Here is a 20,609-nt window from a genome sequence, read left to right on the forward strand (position 1 = left end):
ACCTGGAGGACGGCACGGCGATCCCGGCACAGGACGCACGCCGGATGGCCTACACCGCCGACCTGCGACGCGTGCTGCGGGACGCGCAAGGGATCGTCGTCGACTTCGGCCGGGCCCGCCGCCTGGCCTCCTCCGACCAGCGGGAGGCGATCCTGGCGAAGTACCGGACCTGCTGCCGGGAAGGATGCGATGTTCCCGCCTATCTGGCGGAGATCGACCATATCGAGCCGTGGTATCCGACCGGCCGCACCGATCTGGCGAATCTCGCTCCGTTGTGCGCGGCGGACAACAAGTGGAAGTCCCGTCATCCGGATCGGGTGGAGGTGATCGATCAGGGGGACGGGACGGTGTCGATGCGGTTCCACCGTTATTCGAAGCTGTCGTATCCCCGGCAACGGTCCCGGCCGTGGGTGGCCAGACGGTGATCAGTCACCGCCGGTCCGGGCCTACCTGCCTGTCTATGCGGTGGCGGGGTCTGGCAGTGTGCCCGGCTTCCACGGTCCCGGCGTACCTGCCCGTGCGGGAGCGGGGTGAGTCTGGGCAGTGCGACGGACCTCCACGGCCCGGACCCTCGCGCGCGCCCATATTCCACGCGCCGATCCTTCCGCGCCAGGACTCCGCACGTCCGACCTCTACAGTTCGGCCCCTCCGCGGGCCGGAGCGCTGGGAACTCCGCGCGCCGGACCTTCGCGCACTGGGACTCCACGCGTCGGATCTCCACGGTCCGGTCCCGGTCGGCGCCGCCCATACTCCGCACGCCCATACTCCGCGGCCTCGGACCTCCGCGTCTCCGAGACTCCGGGCGTCGGGACTCGGCCTGCCGGATCTCCATGCGCTGGCGGGTCACGTGCGGGAACTCTGCGTGTTGGAACTCCATGCGCTGGTCCGCTACGTGCCGGACTTACGCGCCGGAACTGCAAGGCCGCGCCTCTACATGCCAGTACTCCGACCGGACCATGGAAGCCAGGAGGCGATAGATCACTGCTGATCCGAGCCGTAGGGGCGGCCCCGCAGTGTGTGAGGTCACGTCCAGCGGCGTGGTGTATGAGCCGAGCACCGGGTGATCCTGTTTGTGCTGACTGCGGCGGTATGCGATGAGCGGTGGATTCCGGGGCCGACGGCACGTCAGGGTGGGTGGTCGTCGGCGATGATCACGTCGTCACCCCTTCTCGTACGGCCCAGCCGAACAGCGCGCGGCCGAGGGCGTGCGGCCGAAGGGCGGGTCGGAGGGGGAGAGGGGGCGAGCTCGAGAGGGGGCTAGTTCGAAAGGAGGCGGGGCGGAGGACAGGGGGCGGCGATGTGCTCATCGGGCGCGCGGGGGTGCTGCGGTCAGTGCCGGAATGAGGCGTGCTTCCTCGTACGCGAAGTGCTCTTCCAACTGGGAGGCCAGCCGTTCCAGGTCGGCCAGGAACGTGGCGGAGATGGTGGTTCCAGGAACGGGGGCCGGTGTGGGACCTGTGCCGGAAGCGGTGGTGTCACGGGCTTCAGGGGCGGACATGTCGGTGGAGATACCGGCGGACATGTCCGAGGAGACGTCGGTGGAGATACCGGCGGATATATCGGCGGAGACGTCGTCGGCCTCGGACGTGAGGGTGGCGAGAAGCGCCTGGAGTTCGGAGACGGCCTCGGCCACCACACGATGTTCCTTGCGGAGCCGGTCCAGGGCGGGGGCGAGGTGGGGAAACTGCTTCTCGAAGTCGGCGAACGCTCTGTCCTCGTTGGTGTGGTGGCCGTGAAGGGCGTCGCAGAACAGCAGGCAATGCTGGGCGAGTCTCCGGCTCAGACGCGGCCGCGCGGTCCCGTACGGTATGACCTGCCCGGTGACCTGCCGAGCCGTGAAGTAGTCCTCGACCTCGGTGCGGATCGCGGCGAGGTCCGCGCGCAGTTCAGCGTGGACGCGCAGGAGGAACTGGGCGATCGCCTGATTTCGCTCCTCGTCGGCGGTGATGGCGACACGGGTCAGTGCGATCACCGGGATGGTTCGCGAGGTGCCGGCCTGGTAGGCGGCGAAGGCGGGATCGCGCGCGCATTGGATCGCGTAGAGCCGGTCGCGTTCCTCGCCCTCGACCGGCTCGGCGGTGGCCGCGTATGTGTCGATCCGGCCGTCTTCTGTGCCGATCTCGACAGTGCATCGAGGGGCGGCGAGCAGGTTGTGGTACCAGTCGGGGTTCTTCGGTCGGCCGGCGTTGGAGCCGAAGACGAGGATCCGTTCGCGGTCACGGAGGTACACCGCCGGATTCGTGTGCGGTCGGCCGCTCCGAGCGCCGGTGGTGGTCAGGAGGATGAGAGGGGCGCCCTCGAACATGCCGCCCACAGCGCCGCCGTTCGCGCGGAACTCCTCGATGACCTGCTTGTTGAAATCCGAGGGCCCCGGGCGCTGCTCTGTCATGAAACGTCCCCTCCGCTAGCATCGACCGACCAGCAAAATTTGCTTTGAAAGCAAAATCTATTTGAGTGTAAAGGTATTTGGAGGGATCGCGAGTGTCAACCGATAGCCGGGGGCGCCGCGGATCCGGCCTGGGCGTCGACGACGCGATCCGGACATTGCTGCTGGTGATGCCACGGATGGTGGGACGTGCGAAGCGGATCGGCGTCCCCGAGGAGCTGAAGTCGTTCTCGCTGGCACCCCGGCATCTCTCGTTGCTCGCCTACCTGCTCTTCGACGGGCCGATGAGCGTGAACGAGCTGGCCACCCGGCTTGAGGTCGCACCCACGACCGTGAGCCTGATGGTGGGCGAGCTGAGCCGCAAGGGCATCCTGGAGCGGCGGGAGGACGACGCAGATCGACGCAGGAAGATCGTCAGCATCGCCGACGAGCACCGTGCGGCGATCGACGGCTGGCTGGGGCGTGGCGCGACCGCCTGGCGAAAGGCACTCGAACCTCTCACGGCCGAGCAGCGGCAGTTGTTCGTCGACACCCTGGCCACGTACGAGCGGGAGATCGCAGGAGAGTGACGCCCGTTCTGGAACGCTGACGCCGCTCGGAAGCGCCGACGCTCCTTCCTGAACGCTGACGGCCGGGCGGTCAGGGGCGGGACGGCGGGGCGGTGCTGCCGCGCGGGGTGAGGCGGGCGGCCTCGTCCTCCAGCGGGCCGGGGTCGGCGCCGTCGATCAGCGCGAGCAGCCGCCGCGCCGCGTGCGCGCCGTACGCGGAGATGTCGCGGGAGAGCGCGGTCAGCGGGGGGCGGACCACCTGGGAGAGCGGGGAGTCGTCCCAGGCCACGATGGACAGGTCGGCCGGGACGTCGAGCCGCATCTCCTGGGCCACGGACAGCCCGGCCACCGCCATGATGTCGTTGTCGTACACGATCGCGGTCGGCCGACGGGGTGAGCTGAGCAGCCTGCGGGTGGCTCTGGCGCCCTCCTCGCCGGTGTAGTCGGTGTGCATGGTCCCGCTCTCGGCGAGGTCGAGCGCGGAGCAGACCTCCTCGAACGCCCGGTCGCGGATGACGGTGTGCACGAGGCGCGGCAGCCCGGCGACGCGGGCGATGCGCCGGTGGCCGAGCGCGGCGAGGTATTCCACCGTCTCCCGTACGGCGGCGCCGTCGTCGGACCAGACGGGCACCAGCGAGCCTGCGGCCGAGGGATGGCCGATGACCACGACCGGCATGCCGAGGGCCCGCATCTCCGGCACGCGGGGGTCGTCCACGTGCAGGTCCACGAGGATGGCGCCGTCCACCCGGCCCTCCCCCCACCAGCGGCGATAGACGGCCATCTCGGTCTCGTGGTCGCGGACGACCTGCAGCATCAGGGCGCACGAACGGGCGGCCAGCTCGCTCTCGATGCCGCTGATCAGCTCCATGAAGAACGGCTCCATGCCGAGGAAGCGCGCGGGCCGGCAGAGCGCGAGGCCCACCGCCTCGGCGCGGGCGCCGTTCAGCGCGCGGGCGGCGCTGTTCGGCTGCCAGCCGATCTCGTGGGCGATCGCGAGAATGCGCGCCCGGGTTGCCTCGGACACGCCGGGCCGGCCGTTCAGCGCGTAGGAGACCGCTCCCTTGGAAACCCCGGCCTGCCGTGCGATGTCGGCGATCGTCGGTCTTCTCACGTGGCCCCTCGATTAACCGGTCCAGTCAGCACGCACTTTACTACATCGGTCCGAGATGTCTCGGAGATGTCACACCTGCTTCGCGCGGTATTGACAGCGCGGAGCGGACGAACTTACGGTCTCGGTACTTATCCGGTTCAGCTCGCGGTCGGCAGTCAAGCCGGCCGGGAGACGGTCGCGAAAGGGTCGTGAGACGGCTATCGGGACGGCCGTGCGAAGTGCGAGTCGGCCGAGATCGGCAGTGAGAAAGGTGGGTCGCCGACGGCTGGAAGCGGCGGATGGCGCCGTGGGATCTGGACCGGTTCATGTCGACATCGGGGCTCAGCTTTTCGGTACCTCCGCGCGCACGTCCGGGCGGAGGAAGGAGAATCACGATGCGAAACCGAGTGCGGATCCTGGTCCCGTTCCTCGCGGCCGGCCTGGTCGCCGCGTGCTCCGGTGGCGGCGGCGCCGGTGCGCCCGGCTCCCAGGCGCCGAAGGGCGCGGACGGCGCGGACGGCGCCGCGCCTCCCGCGGCCGACGGGTCGCTCCCGCGCGAGCAGACCCTCTACACCAGCGGCACCCAGTGGGGGCCTCCGGCGAACTGGAACCCGTTGCGGGAGTGGGACTTCGCCACCGGCACCAAGGGCCTGGTCTACGAGACGCTCTTCCTGTACGCCCCGGACGCCGACACGTTCACTCCCTGGCTGGCGGAGAACGGCGAGTGGACGGGGGCCAAGGAGTACACGCTGACGCTGCGGCAGGGGATCACCTGGTCGGACGGCAAGCCGCTCACCGCCGACGACGTGGTCTTCACCTTCGAGCTGGGCAAGATGGAGACCGTTCCCTACCACCCGTTGTGGGAGTGGCTGAGCGCCGTCGAGGCCGTGGACGCCCGGACGGTGAAGTTCACGTTCACCAGGGCCAACTACCAGCAGTGGGCGAACAACCTGTACAGCAGGCCGATCCTGCCGAAGCACCTCTGGGCGGGCCGTTCCGAGGACGAGGTGATGAACGGCGCCAACGAGCGGCCGGTCGGCACCGGGCCGTACGCGTACCACTCGCACGACCAGGACCGCATGGTGTGGGTCAAGCGGGACGGCTGGTGGGCGACGAAGGCGCTGGGCAAGGACGTCAAGCCCAAGTACGTCGTGGACATCGTCAACTCCAGCAACGAGGTCGCGATGGGGCTGCTGCTCCAGAAGGGCCTCGACCTGAGCACCAACTTCCTGCCCGGCATCGCCAACCTGGTCAAGGGGAACTTCGGGATCAGGACGTACTATCCCGAACCGCCGTACATGATGTCGGCGAACACGGCGTGGCTGGTGCCGAACACCACGAAGAAGCCGTTGGACGATCCGGAGTTCCGCAAGGCGCTGGCCTTCTCGGTCGACACGAAGAAGATCGTCGAGAACGTGTACGGCAACCTGGTCAAGGCGGCGAACCCGACCGGCCTGCTGCCGCAGTGGGACAAGTACGTCGACCGGGGTGTGGTGGACCGGCTCGGCTTCTCCTACGATCCGGCGCGGGCCAGGAAGCTGCTCGCGGACGCGGGTTACAAGGACACCGACGGCGACGGGTTCGTCGAGACGCCGAGCGGCGGCGAGATCTCGCTCAAGCTGATCGTCCCGGCGGGGTGGACCGACTGGATGGAGGCGAGCCGCGTCATCAGCGCGGGCGCCAAGGCGGCCGGGATCGCCGTCGAGCCGGACTTCCCCGACTACAACGCGCTGGTGGACGCCCGCAACTCCGGCCGGTTCGACCTGGTGCTGAACAACGAGAAGCAGCTCGCGAACACGCCGTGGCTGTACTACGACTACCTGTTCCGGACGCCGGTGCGGAAGCTGCAGACCACGGTGAACTTCGCCCGGTACGAGAACGAGAAGGCGTGGGACCTCGCCCAGCGGCTCGACGGCGTCAGGACGGACGACATCGACGGCATGAAGCGGATCACCTCCGAGCTCCAGCGGATCCAGCTCGAGGACATGCCGGTGATCCCGCTCTGGTACAACGGCCTCTGGTCGCAGACCAGTGACGCGGTGTGGAAGAACTGGCCGTCCAGCGCCCCGGGCGCGCCCAAGCACGCGCCGACCGTGTGGCGCAACTGGCTGGAGATGGGCGGTGTTCTGATGCTGACCGAGCTCCAGCCCGTGGCGGGCTGACCCCGGACCGACCTTTCGCGCCCCCTCCCCTCTCCGATAGAGCCTCCCCTCCCCGGCAGAGCTTCCCTTGGCCCGGCAGAGCTTCCTCTGGTCGGCAGAGCTCTTCTGGCGGCCCCTCCACGGGCCTTGGCCCAGCTCACCGGGGAGCCTGGCCGACCGAGGGAGCCCCGTGCGACTCCGTGCGACTCCGTGCGACCCCTGCGGCCCCATGCGACCAGTGCGGCCGGATGGGACTCCATGGGAGTCCCGGAGAAGGCCTGAGGGACCCGGTGATTCGGGGGGCGCCACTTCGCGACCGGGAGGTCAGCATGTCCCGATATTTCGGCAGAAAGCTGCTCATCTACGGCCTGACGTTCTTCGTGGCCGTCACGATCAACTGGATGATCCCGCGGTTCATGCCGGGCGACCCGGTGCAGAGCATGCTCGCCCGGGCCAACATCGCGCAGCCCGAGGCCGTCGAGGCCATGCGGGCCCACTACACCGACCTGTTCGGGTTCGACCTGCCCCTGTGGAAGCAGTACGCCAACTTCTGGGCGGCGCTGTTCCGGGGCGACCTCGGCATCAGCATCTGGCTGTTCCCCACACCGGTCACCGACGTCATCGCCCGGGCGGTGCCGTACACGCTGGGGTTGCTGCTCCCGGCGGTGCTGCTGAGCTGGATCGCCGGCAACAGGTTCGGCGCGTTCGCGGCACGCAGGAAGTGGCTGGACAACACGGCGCTCCCGATCGGCTACGTGCTGACCGCGACCCCGTACATGTGGCTGGCGATCCTGCTCGCCTGGGGGCTGGGCGTCGTGGCGGGGGTGCTGCCGGTCGCCGGGGCGTACAGCTTCGCGATGCGGCCGGAGTGGTCGTGGGACTTCGCGGGAAGTCTCCTGCAGCACTGGCTGCTGCCGTTCGCCTCGCTGTTCCTGGTGGCGTTCGGCGGGTGGGCGATCGGGATGCGCAACATGATCATCTATGAGCTGGAGGCGGACTACGTCCACTACCTCCAGTCGCTCGGCGCGTCCCGCCGGCTGGTGCGGCGGTACGCCTTCAGGAACGCGGTCCTGCCGCAGATCACCGGCCTGGCCCTGCAGCTCGGCGTCCTGGTCGCCGGGGCCCTGGTGACCGAGATCGTCTTCTCCTATCCGGGGCTCGGGCACCTGATCCTCCAGGCGATCCAGAACCAGGACTTCTTCCTGCTCCAGGGGACCTTCCTCTTCATCGTCATCGGCGTGCTGATCGCCAACTTCGTCATCGACGTCGCGTACGTCGTGGTCGATCCGCGCACCCGGATCGGGATGGGAGGGGCCGCGTGACCGCCACCCGGGCCCCGCGCCGCGAGGCGCCGCGCTTCGTGCCGCGCAACGGGAAGCTGATCGCCGGGCTGACCGTGGTCCTGGCGTTCCTGCTTGCCGCGCTGTTCGTGCCGCTGACCGTCGACCACGCCCCGAACGAGTACGTCGGCCCCGCGGCGGCGCCGCCGTCGGCGGAGTACTGGTTCGGCACCACGACCTTCGGCCAGGACGTCTTCGCCCAGTTCGTGTACGGCCTGCGCGCGACCTTCCTGGTCGGGCTCCTCGGCGGCGGGCTGGCGGCCGTCATCGGGATGGCGGTGGGGTTCGTCGCCGGATACCGGGGCGGCCTGGTGGACGAGGTCCTCACCATGCTGACCAACATCGTCCTCGTGCTACCCGCGCTGGTCGTCCTCCTGATCGTCAACGCGTACCTGGGGGTGCGCGACGTCGGCGCCCAGGCGCTGTTCATCGGGCTGACCTCGTGGCCGTGGGCGGCGCGGGCGATCAGGGCGCAGACGTTCTCGCTGCGCTCGCGCGACTTCGTGGACCTTGCGCGGCTCAGCGGCATGCGCACTCCCAAGATCATCGCCAGGGAGATCGCGCCGAACATGAGCTCCTACCTGTTCATGACGTTCATCCTGCTGTTCGGCGGGGCGATCCTGATCGCGGCCTCGCTGGACTTCATCGGGCTCGGCCCGACCGAGGGCGTCTCCCTCGGGCTGATGCTCAACAACGCGGCCCGATGGAGCGCCCTGCACCTCGGCATGTGGTGGTGGTTCGTGCCGCCGGGCGCCGGGATCACGGCCGTCGTCGGCGCGCTCTACGTCATGAACGTCGGGCTGGACGAGGTCTTCAACCCCAAGCTGAGGGAGATGTGAGGTGTCCCCGTGTCCCTGACGGTCACCGACCTCCGGGTCCACTACCGGACGGCGCGCGGCGACGTCCAGGCGCTGGACGGCGTCACGTTCACCGTCGCCGACGGCGAGATCGTGGGTCTGGCCGGCGAGTCCGGCTCGGGCAAGTCCACGCTCGGCACCAGCCTGATCCGGCTGAACGGCCGGATGCGCCACGTCGGCGGCACGGTCGAGCTGGACGGCGTCCCGCTGCCCATCGGCGACTCCGCGGCCATGGACCGGTTCCGTTTCCGATCGATCTCGGTCGTCCCGCAGTACTCGATGAGCGCGCTCAACCCCACCAGGAAGATCGGCAGGATGGTCGCCGAGCTGCTGGCCTCGCGGGGCGAGCGGCTGGACCCGGCCGAGCTGGAGCGCCGCCTCGCGCTGGTGGGGCTGTCCTCCGACGTGCTCGGCCGCTATCCGATCGAGTTGTCCGGCGGCATGAAGCAACGGGTCGTCATGGTCGTCTCCACGCTGCTGAACCCGTCGTTGCTCATCGCCGACGAGGTCACCTCGGCCCTGGACGTGTCCAGCCAGAAGGCGGTGGCCGGGACGCTCCTCGGCCTGCGTGACAAGGGCCTGGTGACCAGCATGATCGTCGTCACGCACGACATCTCGCTCGTGTACCAGATCGCCGACACGATCGCCGTGATGTACGCGGGGCGGCTGGCCGAGAAGGCCCCGGCCGACGTGGTCGTCACCGAGCCCCGGCACCCGTACACCCGGCTGCTGATCTCCTCGCTTCCCGAGGTCGGCGTACGGCGGGCGGAGCGGCGGCTCGACGGCATCCCGGGCGCGCCGCCGTCGCTGCTCGACCCGCCGGAGGGCTGCCGCTTCCGGGACCGCTGCCCGCTCGCGTACGACCGGTGCGCGGAGCGGCCGCCGTTCGCCGAGGTGGCTCCGGGCCACTTCGTCGCCTGCTGGAAGGCCGCGTGATGCTGCGACTCGACGGTGTCTCCAAGGTCTATCGGGTCGGCGCGTTCGGCGGGCGGGAGCTGCGGGCGGTGTCGGACGTCAGCTTCGAGGTCGGCCCCGGTGAGATCGTCTCCCTGATCGGCGAGAGCGGCAGCGGCAAGAGCACGCTCGGCCGCATGGTGCTCCGGCTCGCCTCCGTCACCGAGGGGACGATCACCTTCGACGGGACGGACATCTCGGCCGTCCGGTCGCCCAAGGCGTACTACCGGCAGGTCCAGGGCGTCTTCCAGGACCCGTTCAGCTGCTTCAACCCGGTCTTCCCGGCCGACCGCGTCTTCACGACGATCAGGCGGGAGTACTTCCCCGACGTGGGCGGGGAGGAGTGGCGCGAGCGGGTGGATGCCTCCCTGGCCGGAGTCCGGCTCGACCCCGGCCAGGTGCTCGGCAGGTATCCCCACCAGCTCAGCGGCGGGCAGCTCCAGCGGATGCTGATCGCCCGCGCCCTGCTGCTCGACATCCGGCTGCTGGTCGCCGACGAGATCATCAGCATGCTCGACGCCTCCACCCGCGTCGACGTGCTCAACCTGCTCGGTGACCTGCGCGCCCGCGGGCTCGGCATCCTGTTCGTCACCCACGACCTGTCGCTCGGCACGTACGTCAGCGACCGCACCGTGGTGCTGCGCCGGGGGAGGGTCGCCGAGACGGGGCCGACCGACCGCGTGTTCGCCGACCCGCTCCACCCGTACACGCGGGCGCTGCTGGACTCCGTCCCCCGGCTGCACGTGAGATGGGCGGAGCGGCCGGACGGAGCACGACCGGAGAGCGGGGCTCCCTGCCCGTTCCACGACCGCGCCCTCGGCACGCCCGTACGCGGAGACCTGGCCGAGCCGGAGAGGGGGCACTTCGTGGCCTGTGCCGGGCCCGACGCGTGTCCCGCGGCCGAGCGGCCGGAGGCGGCGAGGGGCTTTCCGGCGGGGCGCTTTTCGACGAGGGGCTTTCTGACGAGGGGCTTTCTGACGGGGCGCTTTCCGAAGAGGCGTTCTCCGAAGGAGCGCGAGAAGGAGACAGCGTGAGCTCGTACCACCCGCTGCACGACGGCTGGACCGTCACCGCCGTGTCCTCCACGGGGCAGTCCCGCCCGGTGGTCGCCGGGGTCCCGGCCGCGGTTCCCGGCTGCGTCCACACCGACCTGCTCGCCGCCGGACTCATCGACGACCCCTACCTCGACGACAACGAGGACCGGCTGACCTGGATCGGCCGCACCGACTGGGCGTACGAGACCGCCTTCACCTGGGCGGGCACCGCTGACGAGCGTGCCGACCTGGTGTGCGAGGGGCTGGACACGGTCGCCGCGATCGTGCTGAACGGCACCCGGGTCGGGACCACCGCCAACATGCACCGGTCGTACCGCTTCTCCGTCCGGCACCTGCTGCGCGAGGGCGAGAACACCCTGAAGGTGCTCTTCACCGCCCCCTACGGCTACGCCGAGGCGCAGCGGGCCGCCCTCGGCGACCGGCCGGGCGCGTACGCCGAGCCGTACCCGTTCATCAGGAAGATGGCGTGCAACTTCGGCTGGGACTGGGGGCCGACGCTGGTGACCGCCGGGATCTGGCGGCCGATCGGCGTCCACACGTGGAGCACCGCCCGGCTGGCCGAGGTGCGCCCGCTGGTCACACTCGACGGTCCCGACGGGAGGGTGGACGTCCACGTCACCGTGGACCGCGCCGCGCAGGTCCCGCTCACCGTGACGGCGGCCGTGGCCGGGGTGACCGAGTCCGTACGGCTCGCGCCCGGCGAGCGCACCGCCGTCGTCACGCTGACCGTGCCCGCCCCCGACCTGTGGTGGCCCCGCGGCTACGGCGAGCAGCCGCTCTATCCGCTGACCGTCCAGCTCGGCGAGGGCGTCGACGTGTGGACGCGGGAGATCGGCTTCAGGTCCGTCGCCCTGGACCGGACGGACGACGCCTTCACCCTCGTGGTCAACGGCGCGCCGGTGTTCGTGAAGGGGTTCAACTGGATCCCGGACGACTGCTTCCCGAGCCGGATCACCCGCGAACGGCTCGCGGAACGGCTCGGCCAGGCCGTCGGCGCGGGCGCGAACACGCTGCGCGTCTGGGGCGGCGGCATGTACGAGAGCGAGGATTTCTACGCCCTCGCCGACGATCTGGGGCTGCTGGTCTGGCAGGACTTCCCGTTCGCCTGCGCGGCCTATCCGGAGGAGGGGCCGTTCACGCAGGAGGTGGAGGCCGAGGCGCGCCGCCACGTCGCCCGTCTCGCCGGGCACCCCAGCCTGGCGATCTGGTGCGGCAACAACGAGAACATCGAGGGCCACGCCGACTGGGGCTGGCAGGACGCGCTCGACGGCCGGAGCTGGGGCGCCGGCTTCTACTACGACCTGCTGCCGAAGATCGTGGCCGAGCTGGACCCGACCCGTCCGTACTGGCCGGGCAGCCCCTACTCGGGCGCGCCCGACCTGCCGCCGAACGACCCGGCCAAGGGGACCACGCACATCTGGACGGTGTGGAACTCCCACGACTACACGCACTACGCGACGTACACGCCGAGGTTCGTGGCGGAGTTCGGCTTCCAGGGCCCTCCGGCGTACGCGACGCTGCGCCGGGCGGTGCGCGACGAGCCGCTGACCCCGGACTCGCCCGGGGTGCGGCACCACCAGAAGGCGGTCGACGGCGGCGCGAAGCTGCTGCGCGGCCTCGGCGAGCACCTGCCCCGGCCGGAGGGGGTCGACGACTGGCACTACTCCACCCAGCTCAACCAGGCCAGGGCGGTGGCCTTCGGCGTCGAACGTTTCCGCGCGCTCGCGCCGTACTGCATGGGCACGATCGTCTGGCAGCTCAACGACTGCTGGCCGGTCACCTCCTGGGCGGCGGTGGACGGCGACGGGCGGCGCAAACCGCTCTGGTACGCGCTGCGACGGGCCTACGCCGACCGGCTGCTCACGTTCCAGGACGCGGCCGTGGCCGTCGTCAACGACACCGCGCGCGAGTGGGCCGGCGAGATCGAGGTCGTCCGGACGGCGTTCGACGGGGAGGTCCTCGCCGCGGAGCGCCACCGGGTGGCGGCGCCCCCGCGCGGGGTGACCCGGTGGGAGCCGAGCGCCGCGGTCGTCACCCCGGGCGGCCCGGGGGAGATGCTGGTCGCGACCCTGGACGGGGTGCGGGCGCTGCGGTTCTTCGCGGAGGACCCGGCGGCCGGCCTTCCGGCGGCCGAGTTCGACACGGCCGTGGAGGAGGACGATGACGGCCTGCGGGTCAGCGTGACCGCGCGGACCCTCGTGCGCGAGCTGGCGATCTTCCCGGACCGGCTCGACCCCCGGGCCGTCGTGGACGAGCAGCTCGTCACGCTGCTCCCGGGGGAGACCGCCGTGTTCCGGATCTCCGGCGCCGGTCCCGACACCCTCGATCCCGGCGCGCTGGTCCGCCGTCCCGTGTTGCGCTGCGTGAACGAGGACCCCTGACCACCGCGTGCGCCCGCGCACATGTGCGGCCGAAAGTACGTGATCTCTGGGTAGCATGGGCCGTCCACGACGGTGCGGATCGACCTGACGAGCGAGGAATGTTCATGCGGTTCAGCCCGGGTTCATTCGTCGTTGAGCGTGTCCGGGCAGAGTGAGCCCGGCCTCCCCCACCACGAGGAATTTCGAGATGGATCTGCTGACCAATGCGATCAAGGCCCACCCCTGGGGCTCCCGCACCGCCATCGCCGGGCTGACCGGGCGCACCGCCTCCGGGCCCGAGGCCGAGATGTGGTTCGGCGCCCACCCCTCCGGGCCGTCGCGGCTCACCCGTGACGGGGTCGTGCTGACCCTCGCCGACGCGATCGCCGCCGACCCGGTGGCCGAGCTGGGGCGGCCGTCGGTCGAGCGCTTCGGCGAGCGCCTGCCGTACCTGCTGAAGCTGATCGCGGTGGAGCGCCCGCTCTCGCTCCAGGTGCATCCCGACGCGGAGCAGGCGGCGGACGGCCATGCCAGGGGAGACGGGAACTACTGCGATCCGTGGCCGAAGCCGGAGCTGATCTGCGCGCTCACGCCGTTCTCCGCGCTGGCCGGGCTGCGCGCTCCCGAGCAGGCCGCGATGCTCGTCGAACGGCTCGGCGTGGCGGCGATGAGGCCCGTCGTCGCGCGCCTCGCCGCCGGTGACATGTTGTCCGCGCTCCGCGTGCTGCTCGACCTGCCCGGCGCCAGGGCCGACCTGGTCCGCTCGATCGTGTGGGCCGCCTCGGCCGTCCACCACCCGGACTACGAGCTGGTCACCCGGCTGGCCCGGCTGTACCCCGAGGATCCCCTGGTCCTCGCCCCGCTGCTGATGCGCAGGCACGAGCTCGAACCCGGCCAGGCGATGTACCTCGGCGCGGGCGTGCTGCACTGCTACATCTCGGGGTTCGGCGTCGAGATCATGGGCAGCTCGGACAACGTGCTGCGCGCCGGGCTGACCGGCAAGCCGATCGACGTGGACGAGCTGCTGCGTGTCACCGACGCCGCCGCCGTCCCGCTGCCCGTCGAGCCGGACGGCGACGCGTACGTGCCCCCGTGCCCCGAGTTCCTGCTGCGCAGGATCGTCCCCGGCCCCGGACGGACCCTGCCCGGCGCGCTGCCCCGGATCCTGCTCTGCGTCGAGGGGGTGGTGCAGGCCGGCGACGAGGTCAAACTCCGCCCCGGCGACTCGGTGTTCGTGCCCGCCTCCGAAGGCCCGGTCACGGTCGCCGGCGACGGCACCGTCTTCTGCGCCGAACCCCGCGTCCTCTAGCCCGGCCGCCTTCCCGGCCGGGGAGGCTCACAGGACATGGACGGCCAGGGCGTACCCGCCGGTCGCGGCCAGGACGCCGAGCAGCAGGCTGCCGACGGCGTTCAGGCCCGCCTCCGCGTACGACCCCTCCTCAAGCAGGCGTACGGTCTCGAACCCGAACGTGCTGAACGTCGTCAGGGCGCCGCAGAAACCGGTCCCGGCCAGCGTGGCGACCAGCGGGCCCGGCTGGAGCCCGGTGAGCAGGCCGAGGACGAACGAGCCGACGACGTTGACCGCGAACGTCCCCCACGGGAAGACGGTGTCGTGCCACCGCTGGACCATCCGGTCCATGAGATATCGGGCCGGAGCGCCCACCGCGCCGCCGAGGAACACCAGCAGGAGGGTCACGCGCGGCGCCCGACGTAGCGATAGACCTCGACCGGCTCCACGGTGACCAGGCCCTCGGTGACGAGCTCGTCCAGCTCCGCGACGAAGTCGGTGATCCGCTCCTCCGTGTCCACGATGACGATCGCCACCGGCAGGTCCTCCCCCAGGGAGAGCAGCCTGCTGGTGTGGATGAGCGAGGACGCGCCGAACCCCTCGATGCCGCGGAACACGCTCGCCCCCGCCAGGCCCTTCCGGTGCGCCCGATGGACGATCTCCGTGTAGAGCGGCCGGTGATGGTACTGGTCGGTCTCACCGACGTAGATCGTGAGCCGCCAGGCGTCGCCGTGCAGCCTCATCGCGCCTCCTCCCGCGCGCCGCGCCGTACGGGGACGCGGGCGACGAGCCGGGCGACCGTCATGCCGCACCAGACCGCGGCCAGCCCGGCGGCGAGGCTGACCACCGCGTAGACGGCGGCCGTCGGCGCGGCCAGCCGCGTGATCTCGACGGCCACCGTGGAGAAGGTGGTGTACCCGCCGAGGAATCCCACGCCCAGGAACGGCCGGACGTACCGGCTCGGCGGCCACACCTGGAGGACGAACACCATCAGCGCGCCCAGCACGAGGCAGCCGGTCAGGTTGACGACCAGGGTCCCCCAGGGGAAGCCGTCCGCCCCGGCCGGTACGGCGGAGCCGACCAGGTAGCGCGCGATGCTGCCGAGCCCTCCGCCGAGCGCGATCACGCCGAGCACGCCGAGCGCGCGGCCGCGCGCTCTCGCCGGCCGCCCGCGGAACACGTCCTGCCCGGTGCCGGAAGGTGTCATGGTGCCGATGCTATCGACGTGTCGCCGGCGGGCTCGGAGACGCCCGTGCCCGGCGGTCAGCGCACGGCGCGTCGGTCCGTCATCCGGCGCGTGAGGCGCGTCGGTCCGTCATCCGGCGCGTGAGGCGCGTCGGTCCGTCATCCGGCGCGCGAGGCGCCGGGCCAGATGCTGGGTGAGCCGGCCGTGGGCCACGGCCAGCGCGCCGAAGGCCACGGCGAGCGCGGCGAGCAACGGCAGGATCCCGTCGTCGGCCAGGAGGATCGCCTGCCCGTCCGCGAAGCCGGTCCGCGCCACGGCCCATCCCAGGACCCCCGCCGTCACCCACCGGCCGGCCCGGGCGATCGCCGGGCGCGCGGCCGAGGTGGCGGCGGCCGGCACGCTCAGCACGACGAAGACGAGGAGGATCCCGGCCGTACCGGCGAGTGAGAACGAGCCTTCCGAGCCGATGGAGATCGCGACCAGGCGCATGAGCAGGCGCGCGGCGAGGCCCGCCAGCAGTCCCGCGCAGAGCGCCGCGGCGAGCACGGAGGCGACGACCACCCCCGCCGTGGCCCTCGCGGCCGTTCCGTCCGTCCGCCGGAGCGTATCGGCCAGGCCGACGCGCGATTCCTTCTCCATGCCGCCTCCACGCCCTAAGTACGAGAGACGTTATAAATAGCGGCGCCTCGGGCGGGCAACGGCGAAACGGAACCGGCATCCGCTCGTTATCGATCGCGCCTGGGCCAGGGGTGCAGCCGGACGGTCGAGACGATCTCGGTGCGGTCGCCGGGAAGGACACATTCGGCGATCTCGACCACGCGTCCCGCGGTGTCGATCGAGGTCTTGCGGAGCACGAGCACGGGCAGGGCGGGGGGCACGTCGAGGATCTCCGCCTCCTCGGGAAGCGGGAGCCGTACGGTGACCTCGTCCACGACCTGGTCGATCTCGATGCCGATCGTGGAGAGCTGGTGCGGTGTGCCGCCCGGCCAGGGCTCGTTCTCCGGCGCGAGGAGGGCGGGGTTGGCGGCCGCCATGTCGTACACGAGCCAGGATTTGACCAGGCTCAGCGGGGCGGTCTCCCCGCGCGCCCGGGTCCGGTAGGTGCGGCGCAACATGCGGGTGCCCTCCGGCACGCCGAACCGCCGGGCCAGCTCGGCCCCGGCCGGGACCGAGCCGAACTCCGTGGAGAACTCCAGTTCTTCACGGGGCAGCCCGGTGTCCCGTTCGGCCGCGCCGGCCCGGCGCCGCTCGTCCTCGGGAAGGAGCGCGCGGTCCTTCTCCCACTGGTAGCGGTCGGTCGTCCGCCGGAGACGCCGGCGACCTGCGGTCACAGGGTCTTCACTTCCCCGTGAGAGTCTTCTACGCCAGGAGAGGGACGGTGTTCCGCGCCGGGCGGCGCCGTTCGCGTCGTCGCTCTCGCGGGTGTGGGCTCGCGACGTCCGCGCTACGGCACCGTCAGCGCGGAGACGATCTTGTCGATGGTCTTCTCGCCCGGCTTGTGCTTGGCCAGGTTCTTACGAAGCGAGGTGAGCTTGGTGTCGTCGGCGGCGTAGGGCCGGTACTCCATCACCTCGTGCGCCCACCGGTCGGGGTTCGGCACCCCGGCCGCCTGGAGCGCCGCGGCGATCTCGTTCTCGGGGGCGTTGTTGGCCGAGACCTTGCCGGTCTTGCCGGTCTTTCCGGCCTTCTCGTTCCCGTTCACCGCCGCGGCGGGCGAGGCCGCCGTGTCGGACGCCCCGTCCGAGGAGCTGCCGCCGCAGGCGGCGAGCGAGGCCGAGGCCGCGATCGACACCACGGCCAACATCAGCTTGGCTGATCTCACTTGTGTCCGTCCTTCATGTCGTGGTCGTGAAGGCTGGGGGGACACGCCTTTCGGATCTCTGCCGACCATCAATATCAGCTTCGAAACGCGGGACTCGGACCTCAATCTCGGTGTCGGGTCATTCCACGGTCAGGGGACGGCATTCGTGATCTCCCCGCACATTGCGCGCGGCCGTGACCACGTTCGCGAGCGCCGCCTCGACCTCCTCGTACGTCCGGGTCTTCAGGCCGCAGTCCGGATTGACCCAGAGCCGGTGCGCGGGCAGCACCCGCAGCGCCGCGCGGAGCGACTCCTCGACTTCGGCGACGTCGGGGACGCGGGGCGAGTGGATGTCGTACACGCCCGGGCCGAGCCCGCGTCCGAACCCTCCGACCGCGGGCTCGCGCAGCAGCCGCGCGTGCGACCGCGCCGACTCGACGCTGGTCACGTCGGCGTCGAGCGCGTCCACCGCCGCGATGATCTCGTCGGCGTCCGAGTAGCACAGGTGCGTGTGGATCTGCGTCCGGTCGCTCGCGCCGGACGTCGCCCGCCGGTACGCGGCCACGGCCCAGGCGAGGTACCCGTCCCGCGCGGCGCGACGCAGCGGCAGCAGCTCGCGGAGCGCCGGCTCGTCCACCTGGATGATCGACACGCCCGCGGCCTCCAGGTCGCGCACCTCGTCGCGTACGGCGTCCGCCACCTGGAACACGACGTCGCGCAGGGGCAGGTCGTCGCGGACGAACGACCACGCCACGATGGTCACCGGCCCGGTGAGCATCCCCTTGACCGGGCGATCCGTCAGAGACCGGGCATATCCCGCCCAGCGTACGGTGATCGGTTCGGGACGCCGGACGTCGCCGTGCAGGATCGGGGGGCGGGTGCAGCGGGAGCCGTACGACTGCACCCAGCCGTGGCGGGTGACGGCGAAGCCGTCGAGGTGCTCGGCGAAGTACTGCACCATGTCGTTGCGTTCCGGCTCTCCGTGTACGAGCACGTCCAGGCCGAGCCGCTCCTGCAGCGCGACGGCGCGGGCGATCTCGCTCCTGACCAGGGTCTCGTAGCCGGCCTCGTCCAGCCGCCCGGCGGCCAGCGCCGCCCGGGCCTCCCGCAGCTCCCCGGTCTGCGGGAACGACCCGATCGTCGTGACGGGGAGCACAGGCAGCCGCAGGTGCTCCGCCTGCGCCGCCGCCCGCACCGCGTACGGGCTGCGTGCGGCCGGCTCCTCCGGAACGGCGGCGGGCTCGTCTGGGAGGGGCGGGGGACTCCCGGCGTCCGCGACCCGCGCCGACGCGGCCGACGCGGCCGGGGCGGCGGCGAGGAGGGAGGCCAGCTCGACCACCTCGGCGACCTTCTGCTCGGCGAAGGCGAGCCGCCGCCGCAGCGCGGGATCGAGGTCCGCCTCCCGCTCGACGTCGTACGGCACGTGCAGGAGCGAGCAGGAGGTGCCGACGACGACGTGCGCCGCCCGCTCCCGTACGGACCGGAGGGAGGCGAGCGCCCGGTCGCGGTCCGTCCGCCACACGTCGCGCCCCGACACCACGCCCGCGACCACGGTCTTGCCGCCGAGGTCGGCGTCCGCGGGCAGGGAGCCGCGCACCAGGTCCAGGCCGATCGCCTCGACGGGCGTGCCGGCGAGCACCGGCAGCGCCTCGCCGGGGTCGCCGAAGTACGTGGCCACGAACAGCGCGGGTCTGGCGGGCGCCGAGCCGAGCCGCAGGTAGGCCGCGCGTACGGCGGCCAGCTCCTCCTCCGTCCGGTCCGCGACCAGCGCGGGCTCGTCGAGCTGCACCCAGCCGACGCCTTCGGCGGCGAGCGCCTCCAGCAGGCGCTCGTACGCGGGGAGCAGGTCGGGCAGCCGGTCCAGCGGGGCGAACCCGGCCGGGGCGCCCGGCGTCGGCTCCGACAGCAGCAGGAACGTCACCGGCCCGAGCAACACCGGACGCGTGTCGAGGCCCAGCGCGCGGGCCTGGCGCACCTCGGCCAGAGGCTTGTCACCCGCGAGACGGAAAGCGGTGTCCGGGCCGATCTCCGGCACGATGTAGTGGTAGTTCGTGTCGAACCACTTGGTCATGCGCAGCGGCGCGATCCCGGCGGCGCCCCTGGCCATCGCGAAGTAGGCGTCCTCGGCGGCCAGGCCCCGATAGCGCTCCGGCACCGCGTCGAACAGCACGGCCGTGTCGAGCACCTGGTCGTAGAACGAGAACGTGTTGGACGGCACCGCTCCCAGGCCGAGCGCGTCGAGCCGCCGCCAGGTGTCCTCACGCAGGCGAGCGCCGGTCGCCCGGAGCTCGTCGTACGTGATCCGGCCGCTCCAGAAGGACTCGAGGGCGTGTTTCAGCTCGCGGTCCGGTCCGATCCTCGGATAGCCGAGGACGGTGGAGGCGGGGAAGCGCGTCGGGGGTGCGGCGGTCATGGCGGACTCCCTGATGGGACCGCTCGGAAGCGGTCGGGCGGATCGGACGAGCGCATCCTGCCCGGGTCCGTCCGCCCCGCCGCCGATCCATCGCCGTCGCTTATGACTCCACGGGTTTGCGGACCAGCAGGTGCGCCTGCGGGAACCCCCGCTTCGCGTCCTCGCTCCCGGCGAGGATCAGCCGGGCCACCTCGACCAGCCCGGTCTCCCGCAGCAGCTCCGCGAGGCGGTCCGGCGACCAGCGGTACGCGGTCGCCACCGCGTGGTCGAACGCCTCCGGCGGGGCCGAAGGCTCGTCGTGCGCCTGGAAGCTGAGCAGCAGCAGGCCGCCCGGGGCGAGCACCCGGTAAAACTCGGCGAGCGCCTCCGGCAGCCGATCCGGCGGCGTGTGGATGATCGAGTAGCGGGCGAGCACGCCGCCGAGCACGCCGTCCGCCAGGTCGAGATCGGTCATCGATCCGACGTCGAACCGCAGGTGGGGGTAGGCACGGCGGGCCAGGCCGATCATCTCCGGCGACAGGTCGACGCCGAAGGCGGTCAGTCCGAGCGTGTGGAGGTGGGCCGTCACGTGCCCGGGGCCGCAGCCGAGATCGGCGACCTCGCCGGCACCCCCGGCCCGCACCAGCCCGGCGAACGCGGCGATCGCCGCACGGTCCAGGTGCTCGTTCTCGAACATGGGGAGGACGAGCTCGACGTAGTCGCCGGCCAGCCTGTCGTAGGACTCCCGAGTGGTGCTCAGATGGAGGGGTTCGATCATGTGTGCGCATCCTAGCGCGGCACCCGGTGGACCCGGGTCCGTTCACCGGGGTCCGTGAGGCGCGTCCATTGACGCCGCTTATGGATGGGCGGGCGATACTGGAGCGTGGATCCCAGCCCTCCCGTGCGTGACATCCGGTGCTTCGCGCTCGTCGCGCGCCACCGCAGCTTCTCCCGCGCCGCCGTGGAGATGGGCATGTCGCAGCCCGCGATGAGCCAGGCGATCGGCCGCCTCGAACGCGCGCTGCGGCTCCGGCTGTTCGAGCGGACCAGCCGCGAGGTACGGCTGTCGCCGTCCGGGGCCGCGCTCCTGCCGCGCGCCGAGGCGCTGCTGGAGACGGCGGACGTGTTCGCCGCCGAGGCGGCCCGGCTGGCGGCGGCGGAGCGGCCGACGATCCGGCTGGCGTACGCGCCGCTCGTCGGCGGCCTCGCGG

General features: G+C 71.4%; 19 protein-coding genes and 1 pseudogene. 10 read left to right on the forward strand and 10 right to left on the reverse strand.

The genetic code is table 11. The features are described from left to right. Positions 1 to 425: HNH endonuclease signature motif containing protein (locus AWQ70_RS36355; RefSeq protein ID WP_157530884.1), on the forward strand; the 425-nt coding region annotated here is incomplete at its 5' end. Between the two features lie 878 nt (positions 426 to 1,303). Here the strand turns inward: AWQ70_RS36355 and AWQ70_RS36360 are convergent. Next, on the reverse strand, positions 1,304 to 2,389 hold the full coding sequence (locus AWQ70_RS36360) for a nitroreductase/quinone reductase family protein (protein ID WP_067186653.1): 1,086 nt from the start codon (positions 2,387 to 2,389) through the stop codon (positions 1,304 to 1,306). Between the two features lie 92 nt (positions 2,390 to 2,481). Between AWQ70_RS36360 and AWQ70_RS36365 the strand changes: the two genes are divergently transcribed. Next, positions 2,482 to 2,955 carry a MarR family winged helix-turn-helix transcriptional regulator gene (locus AWQ70_RS36365; protein WP_245647320.1) on the forward strand — a complete coding sequence of 158 codons (474 nt, stop codon included), beginning with the start codon at positions 2,482 to 2,484 and terminating at the stop codon, positions 2,953 to 2,955. Positions 2,956 to 3,025: 70 nt separating this feature from the next. On the opposite strand, the gene AWQ70_RS36370 is transcribed toward AWQ70_RS36365, so the two are convergent. Further along, on the reverse strand, positions 3,026 to 4,045 hold the full coding sequence (locus AWQ70_RS36370; RefSeq protein WP_067186655.1) for a LacI family DNA-binding transcriptional regulator: 1,020 nt from the start codon (positions 4,043 to 4,045) through the stop codon (positions 3,026 to 3,028). A 374-nt stretch (positions 4,046 to 4,419) separates the two neighbouring features. Here AWQ70_RS36370 and AWQ70_RS36375 point away from each other — a divergent pair, with 374 nt between their 5' ends. The 7 genes and pseudogenes from AWQ70_RS36375 to manA all read left to right on the forward strand — a co-directional run bounded on the left by AWQ70_RS36375 (position 4,420) and on the right by manA (position 14,040). Continuing rightward, the gene (locus AWQ70_RS36375; protein ID WP_067186657.1) at positions 4,420 to 6,186 is read left to right on the forward strand and encodes an ABC transporter substrate-binding protein; all 1,767 of its coding nucleotides are present in this window, start codon (positions 4,420 to 4,422) and stop codon (positions 6,184 to 6,186) included. Between the two features lie 308 nt (positions 6,187 to 6,494). Then, complete coding sequence (locus tag AWQ70_RS36380) at positions 6,495 to 7,487, forward strand: ABC transporter permease (protein WP_067186658.1); 993 nt, start codon at positions 6,495 to 6,497, stop codon at positions 7,485 to 7,487. Continuing rightward, complete coding sequence (locus AWQ70_RS36385) at positions 7,484 to 8,344, forward strand: ABC transporter permease (RefSeq protein WP_067186660.1); 861 nt, start codon at positions 7,484 to 7,486, stop codon at positions 8,342 to 8,344. The genes AWQ70_RS36380 and AWQ70_RS36385 overlap by 4 nt, the downstream gene beginning before the upstream one ends. A 9-nt stretch (positions 8,345 to 8,353) precedes the next feature. Beyond that, positions 8,354 to 9,298, forward strand: a complete 945-nt coding sequence (locus AWQ70_RS36390; protein ID WP_067186662.1) for an ABC transporter ATP-binding protein — start codon at positions 8,354 to 8,356, stop codon at positions 9,296 to 9,298. Next, a pseudogene (locus AWQ70_RS36395) lies at positions 9,298 to 10,185 on the forward strand (ABC transporter ATP-binding protein); the annotation flags it as partial. The gene AWQ70_RS36390 and the pseudogene AWQ70_RS36395, both read left to right, overlap by 1 nt. Positions 10,186 to 10,346: 161 nt before the next feature. Next, the gene (locus AWQ70_RS36400; RefSeq protein ID WP_067186663.1) at positions 10,347 to 12,752 is read left to right on the forward strand and encodes a glycoside hydrolase family 2 protein; all 2,406 of its coding nucleotides are present in this window, start codon (positions 10,347 to 10,349) and stop codon (positions 12,750 to 12,752) included. Positions 12,753 to 12,939: 187 nt separating this feature from the next. Continuing rightward, the gene (gene manA / locus AWQ70_RS36405; protein WP_067186664.1) at positions 12,940 to 14,040 is read left to right on the forward strand and encodes a mannose-6-phosphate isomerase, class I; all 1,101 of its coding nucleotides are present in this window, start codon (positions 12,940 to 12,942) and stop codon (positions 14,038 to 14,040) included. Between the two features lie 27 nt (positions 14,041 to 14,067). On the opposite strand, the gene crcB (AWQ70_RS36410) is transcribed toward manA, so the two are convergent. The 8 genes from crcB (AWQ70_RS36410) to AWQ70_RS36445 all read right to left on the reverse strand — a co-directional run bounded on the left by crcB (AWQ70_RS36410) (position 14,068) and on the right by AWQ70_RS36445 (position 20,176). Next, a complete protein-coding gene (crcB, locus tag AWQ70_RS36410) occupies positions 14,068 to 14,427 on the reverse strand; it encodes a fluoride efflux transporter CrcB (RefSeq protein WP_067186666.1) in 360 nt (119 codons plus the stop codon). Further along, the gene (locus AWQ70_RS36415) at positions 14,424 to 14,762 is read right to left on the reverse strand and encodes a DUF190 domain-containing protein (RefSeq protein WP_067186668.1); all 339 of its coding nucleotides are present in this window, start codon (positions 14,760 to 14,762) and stop codon (positions 14,424 to 14,426) included. Before AWQ70_RS36415 ends, crcB (AWQ70_RS36410) begins: the two co-directional genes overlap by 4 nt. Then, positions 14,759 to 15,226 (reverse strand): fluoride efflux transporter CrcB, encoded by a 468-nt coding sequence (crcB, locus tag AWQ70_RS36420; RefSeq protein ID WP_084518204.1) that lies wholly within the window; start codon positions 15,224 to 15,226, stop codon positions 14,759 to 14,761. The genes AWQ70_RS36415 and crcB (AWQ70_RS36420) overlap by 4 nt, the downstream gene beginning before the upstream one ends. Before the next feature lie 108 nt (positions 15,227 to 15,334). Further along, complete coding sequence (locus tag AWQ70_RS36425; protein WP_067186670.1) at positions 15,335 to 15,844, reverse strand: hypothetical protein; 510 nt, start codon at positions 15,842 to 15,844, stop codon at positions 15,335 to 15,337. An 86-nt stretch (positions 15,845 to 15,930) separates the two neighbouring features. Continuing rightward, positions 15,931 to 16,536 carry a UTRA domain-containing protein gene (locus AWQ70_RS36430; protein WP_067186672.1) on the reverse strand — a complete coding sequence of 202 codons (606 nt, stop codon included), beginning with the start codon at positions 16,534 to 16,536 and terminating at the stop codon, positions 15,931 to 15,933. A 113-nt stretch (positions 16,537 to 16,649) separates the two neighbouring features. Beyond that, the gene (locus AWQ70_RS36435) at positions 16,650 to 17,027 is read right to left on the reverse strand and encodes a hypothetical protein (RefSeq protein WP_218004787.1); all 378 of its coding nucleotides are present in this window, start codon (positions 17,025 to 17,027) and stop codon (positions 16,650 to 16,652) included. Between the two features lie 118 nt (positions 17,028 to 17,145). After that, complete coding sequence (metE, locus tag AWQ70_RS36440; protein ID WP_067186676.1) at positions 17,146 to 19,419, reverse strand: 5-methyltetrahydropteroyltriglutamate--homocysteine S-methyltransferase; 2,274 nt, start codon at positions 19,417 to 19,419, stop codon at positions 17,146 to 17,148. Between the two features lie 100 nt (positions 19,420 to 19,519). Further along, the gene (locus AWQ70_RS36445) at positions 19,520 to 20,176 is read right to left on the reverse strand and encodes a class I SAM-dependent methyltransferase (RefSeq protein ID WP_067186677.1); all 657 of its coding nucleotides are present in this window, start codon (positions 20,174 to 20,176) and stop codon (positions 19,520 to 19,522) included. Between the two features lie 123 nt (positions 20,177 to 20,299). On the opposite strand from AWQ70_RS36445, the gene AWQ70_RS36450 reads away from it, so the two are divergent. Next, positions 20,300 to 20,609 (forward strand): LysR family transcriptional regulator (locus AWQ70_RS36450; protein ID WP_169808800.1); only part of this gene is annotated, 310 nt, incomplete at its 3' end.

Source organism: Microtetraspora niveoalba (assembly GCF_001570405.1).
Classification (GTDB): Bacteria; Actinomycetota; Actinomycetes; order Streptosporangiales; family Streptosporangiaceae; genus Microtetraspora; species Microtetraspora niveoalba.

Excerpts from the sequence above, each read along its gene's own strand:
- crcB (WP_084518204.1), bottom strand. The coding sequence starts at position 15,226 with ATGACACCTTCCGGCACCGGGCAGGACGTGTTCCGCGGGCGGCCGGCG.
- manA (WP_067186664.1), top strand. The coding sequence starts at position 12,940 with ATGGATCTGCTGACCAATGCGATCAAGGCCCACCCCTGGGGCTCCCGC.
- AWQ70_RS36360 (WP_067186653.1), bottom strand. The coding sequence starts at position 2,389 with ATGACAGAGCAGCGCCCGGGGCCCTCGGATTTCAACAAGCAGGTCATC.
- AWQ70_RS36375 (WP_067186657.1), top strand. The coding sequence starts at position 4,420 with ATGCGAAACCGAGTGCGGATCCTGGTCCCGTTCCTCGCGGCCGGCCTG.
- AWQ70_RS36380 (WP_067186658.1), top strand. The coding sequence starts at position 6,495 with ATGTCCCGATATTTCGGCAGAAAGCTGCTCATCTACGGCCTGACGTTC.
- AWQ70_RS36415 (WP_067186668.1), bottom strand. The coding sequence starts at position 14,762 with ATGAGGCTGCACGGCGACGCCTGGCGGCTCACGATCTACGTCGGTGAG.
- AWQ70_RS36425 (WP_067186670.1), bottom strand. The coding sequence starts at position 15,844 with ATGGAGAAGGAATCGCGCGTCGGCCTGGCCGATACGCTCCGGCGGACG.
- AWQ70_RS36445 (WP_067186677.1), bottom strand. The coding sequence starts at position 20,176 with ATGATCGAACCCCTCCATCTGAGCACCACTCGGGAGTCCTACGACAGG.
- metE (WP_067186676.1), bottom strand. The coding sequence starts at position 19,419 with ATGACCGCCGCACCCCCGACGCGCTTCCCCGCCTCCACCGTCCTCGGC.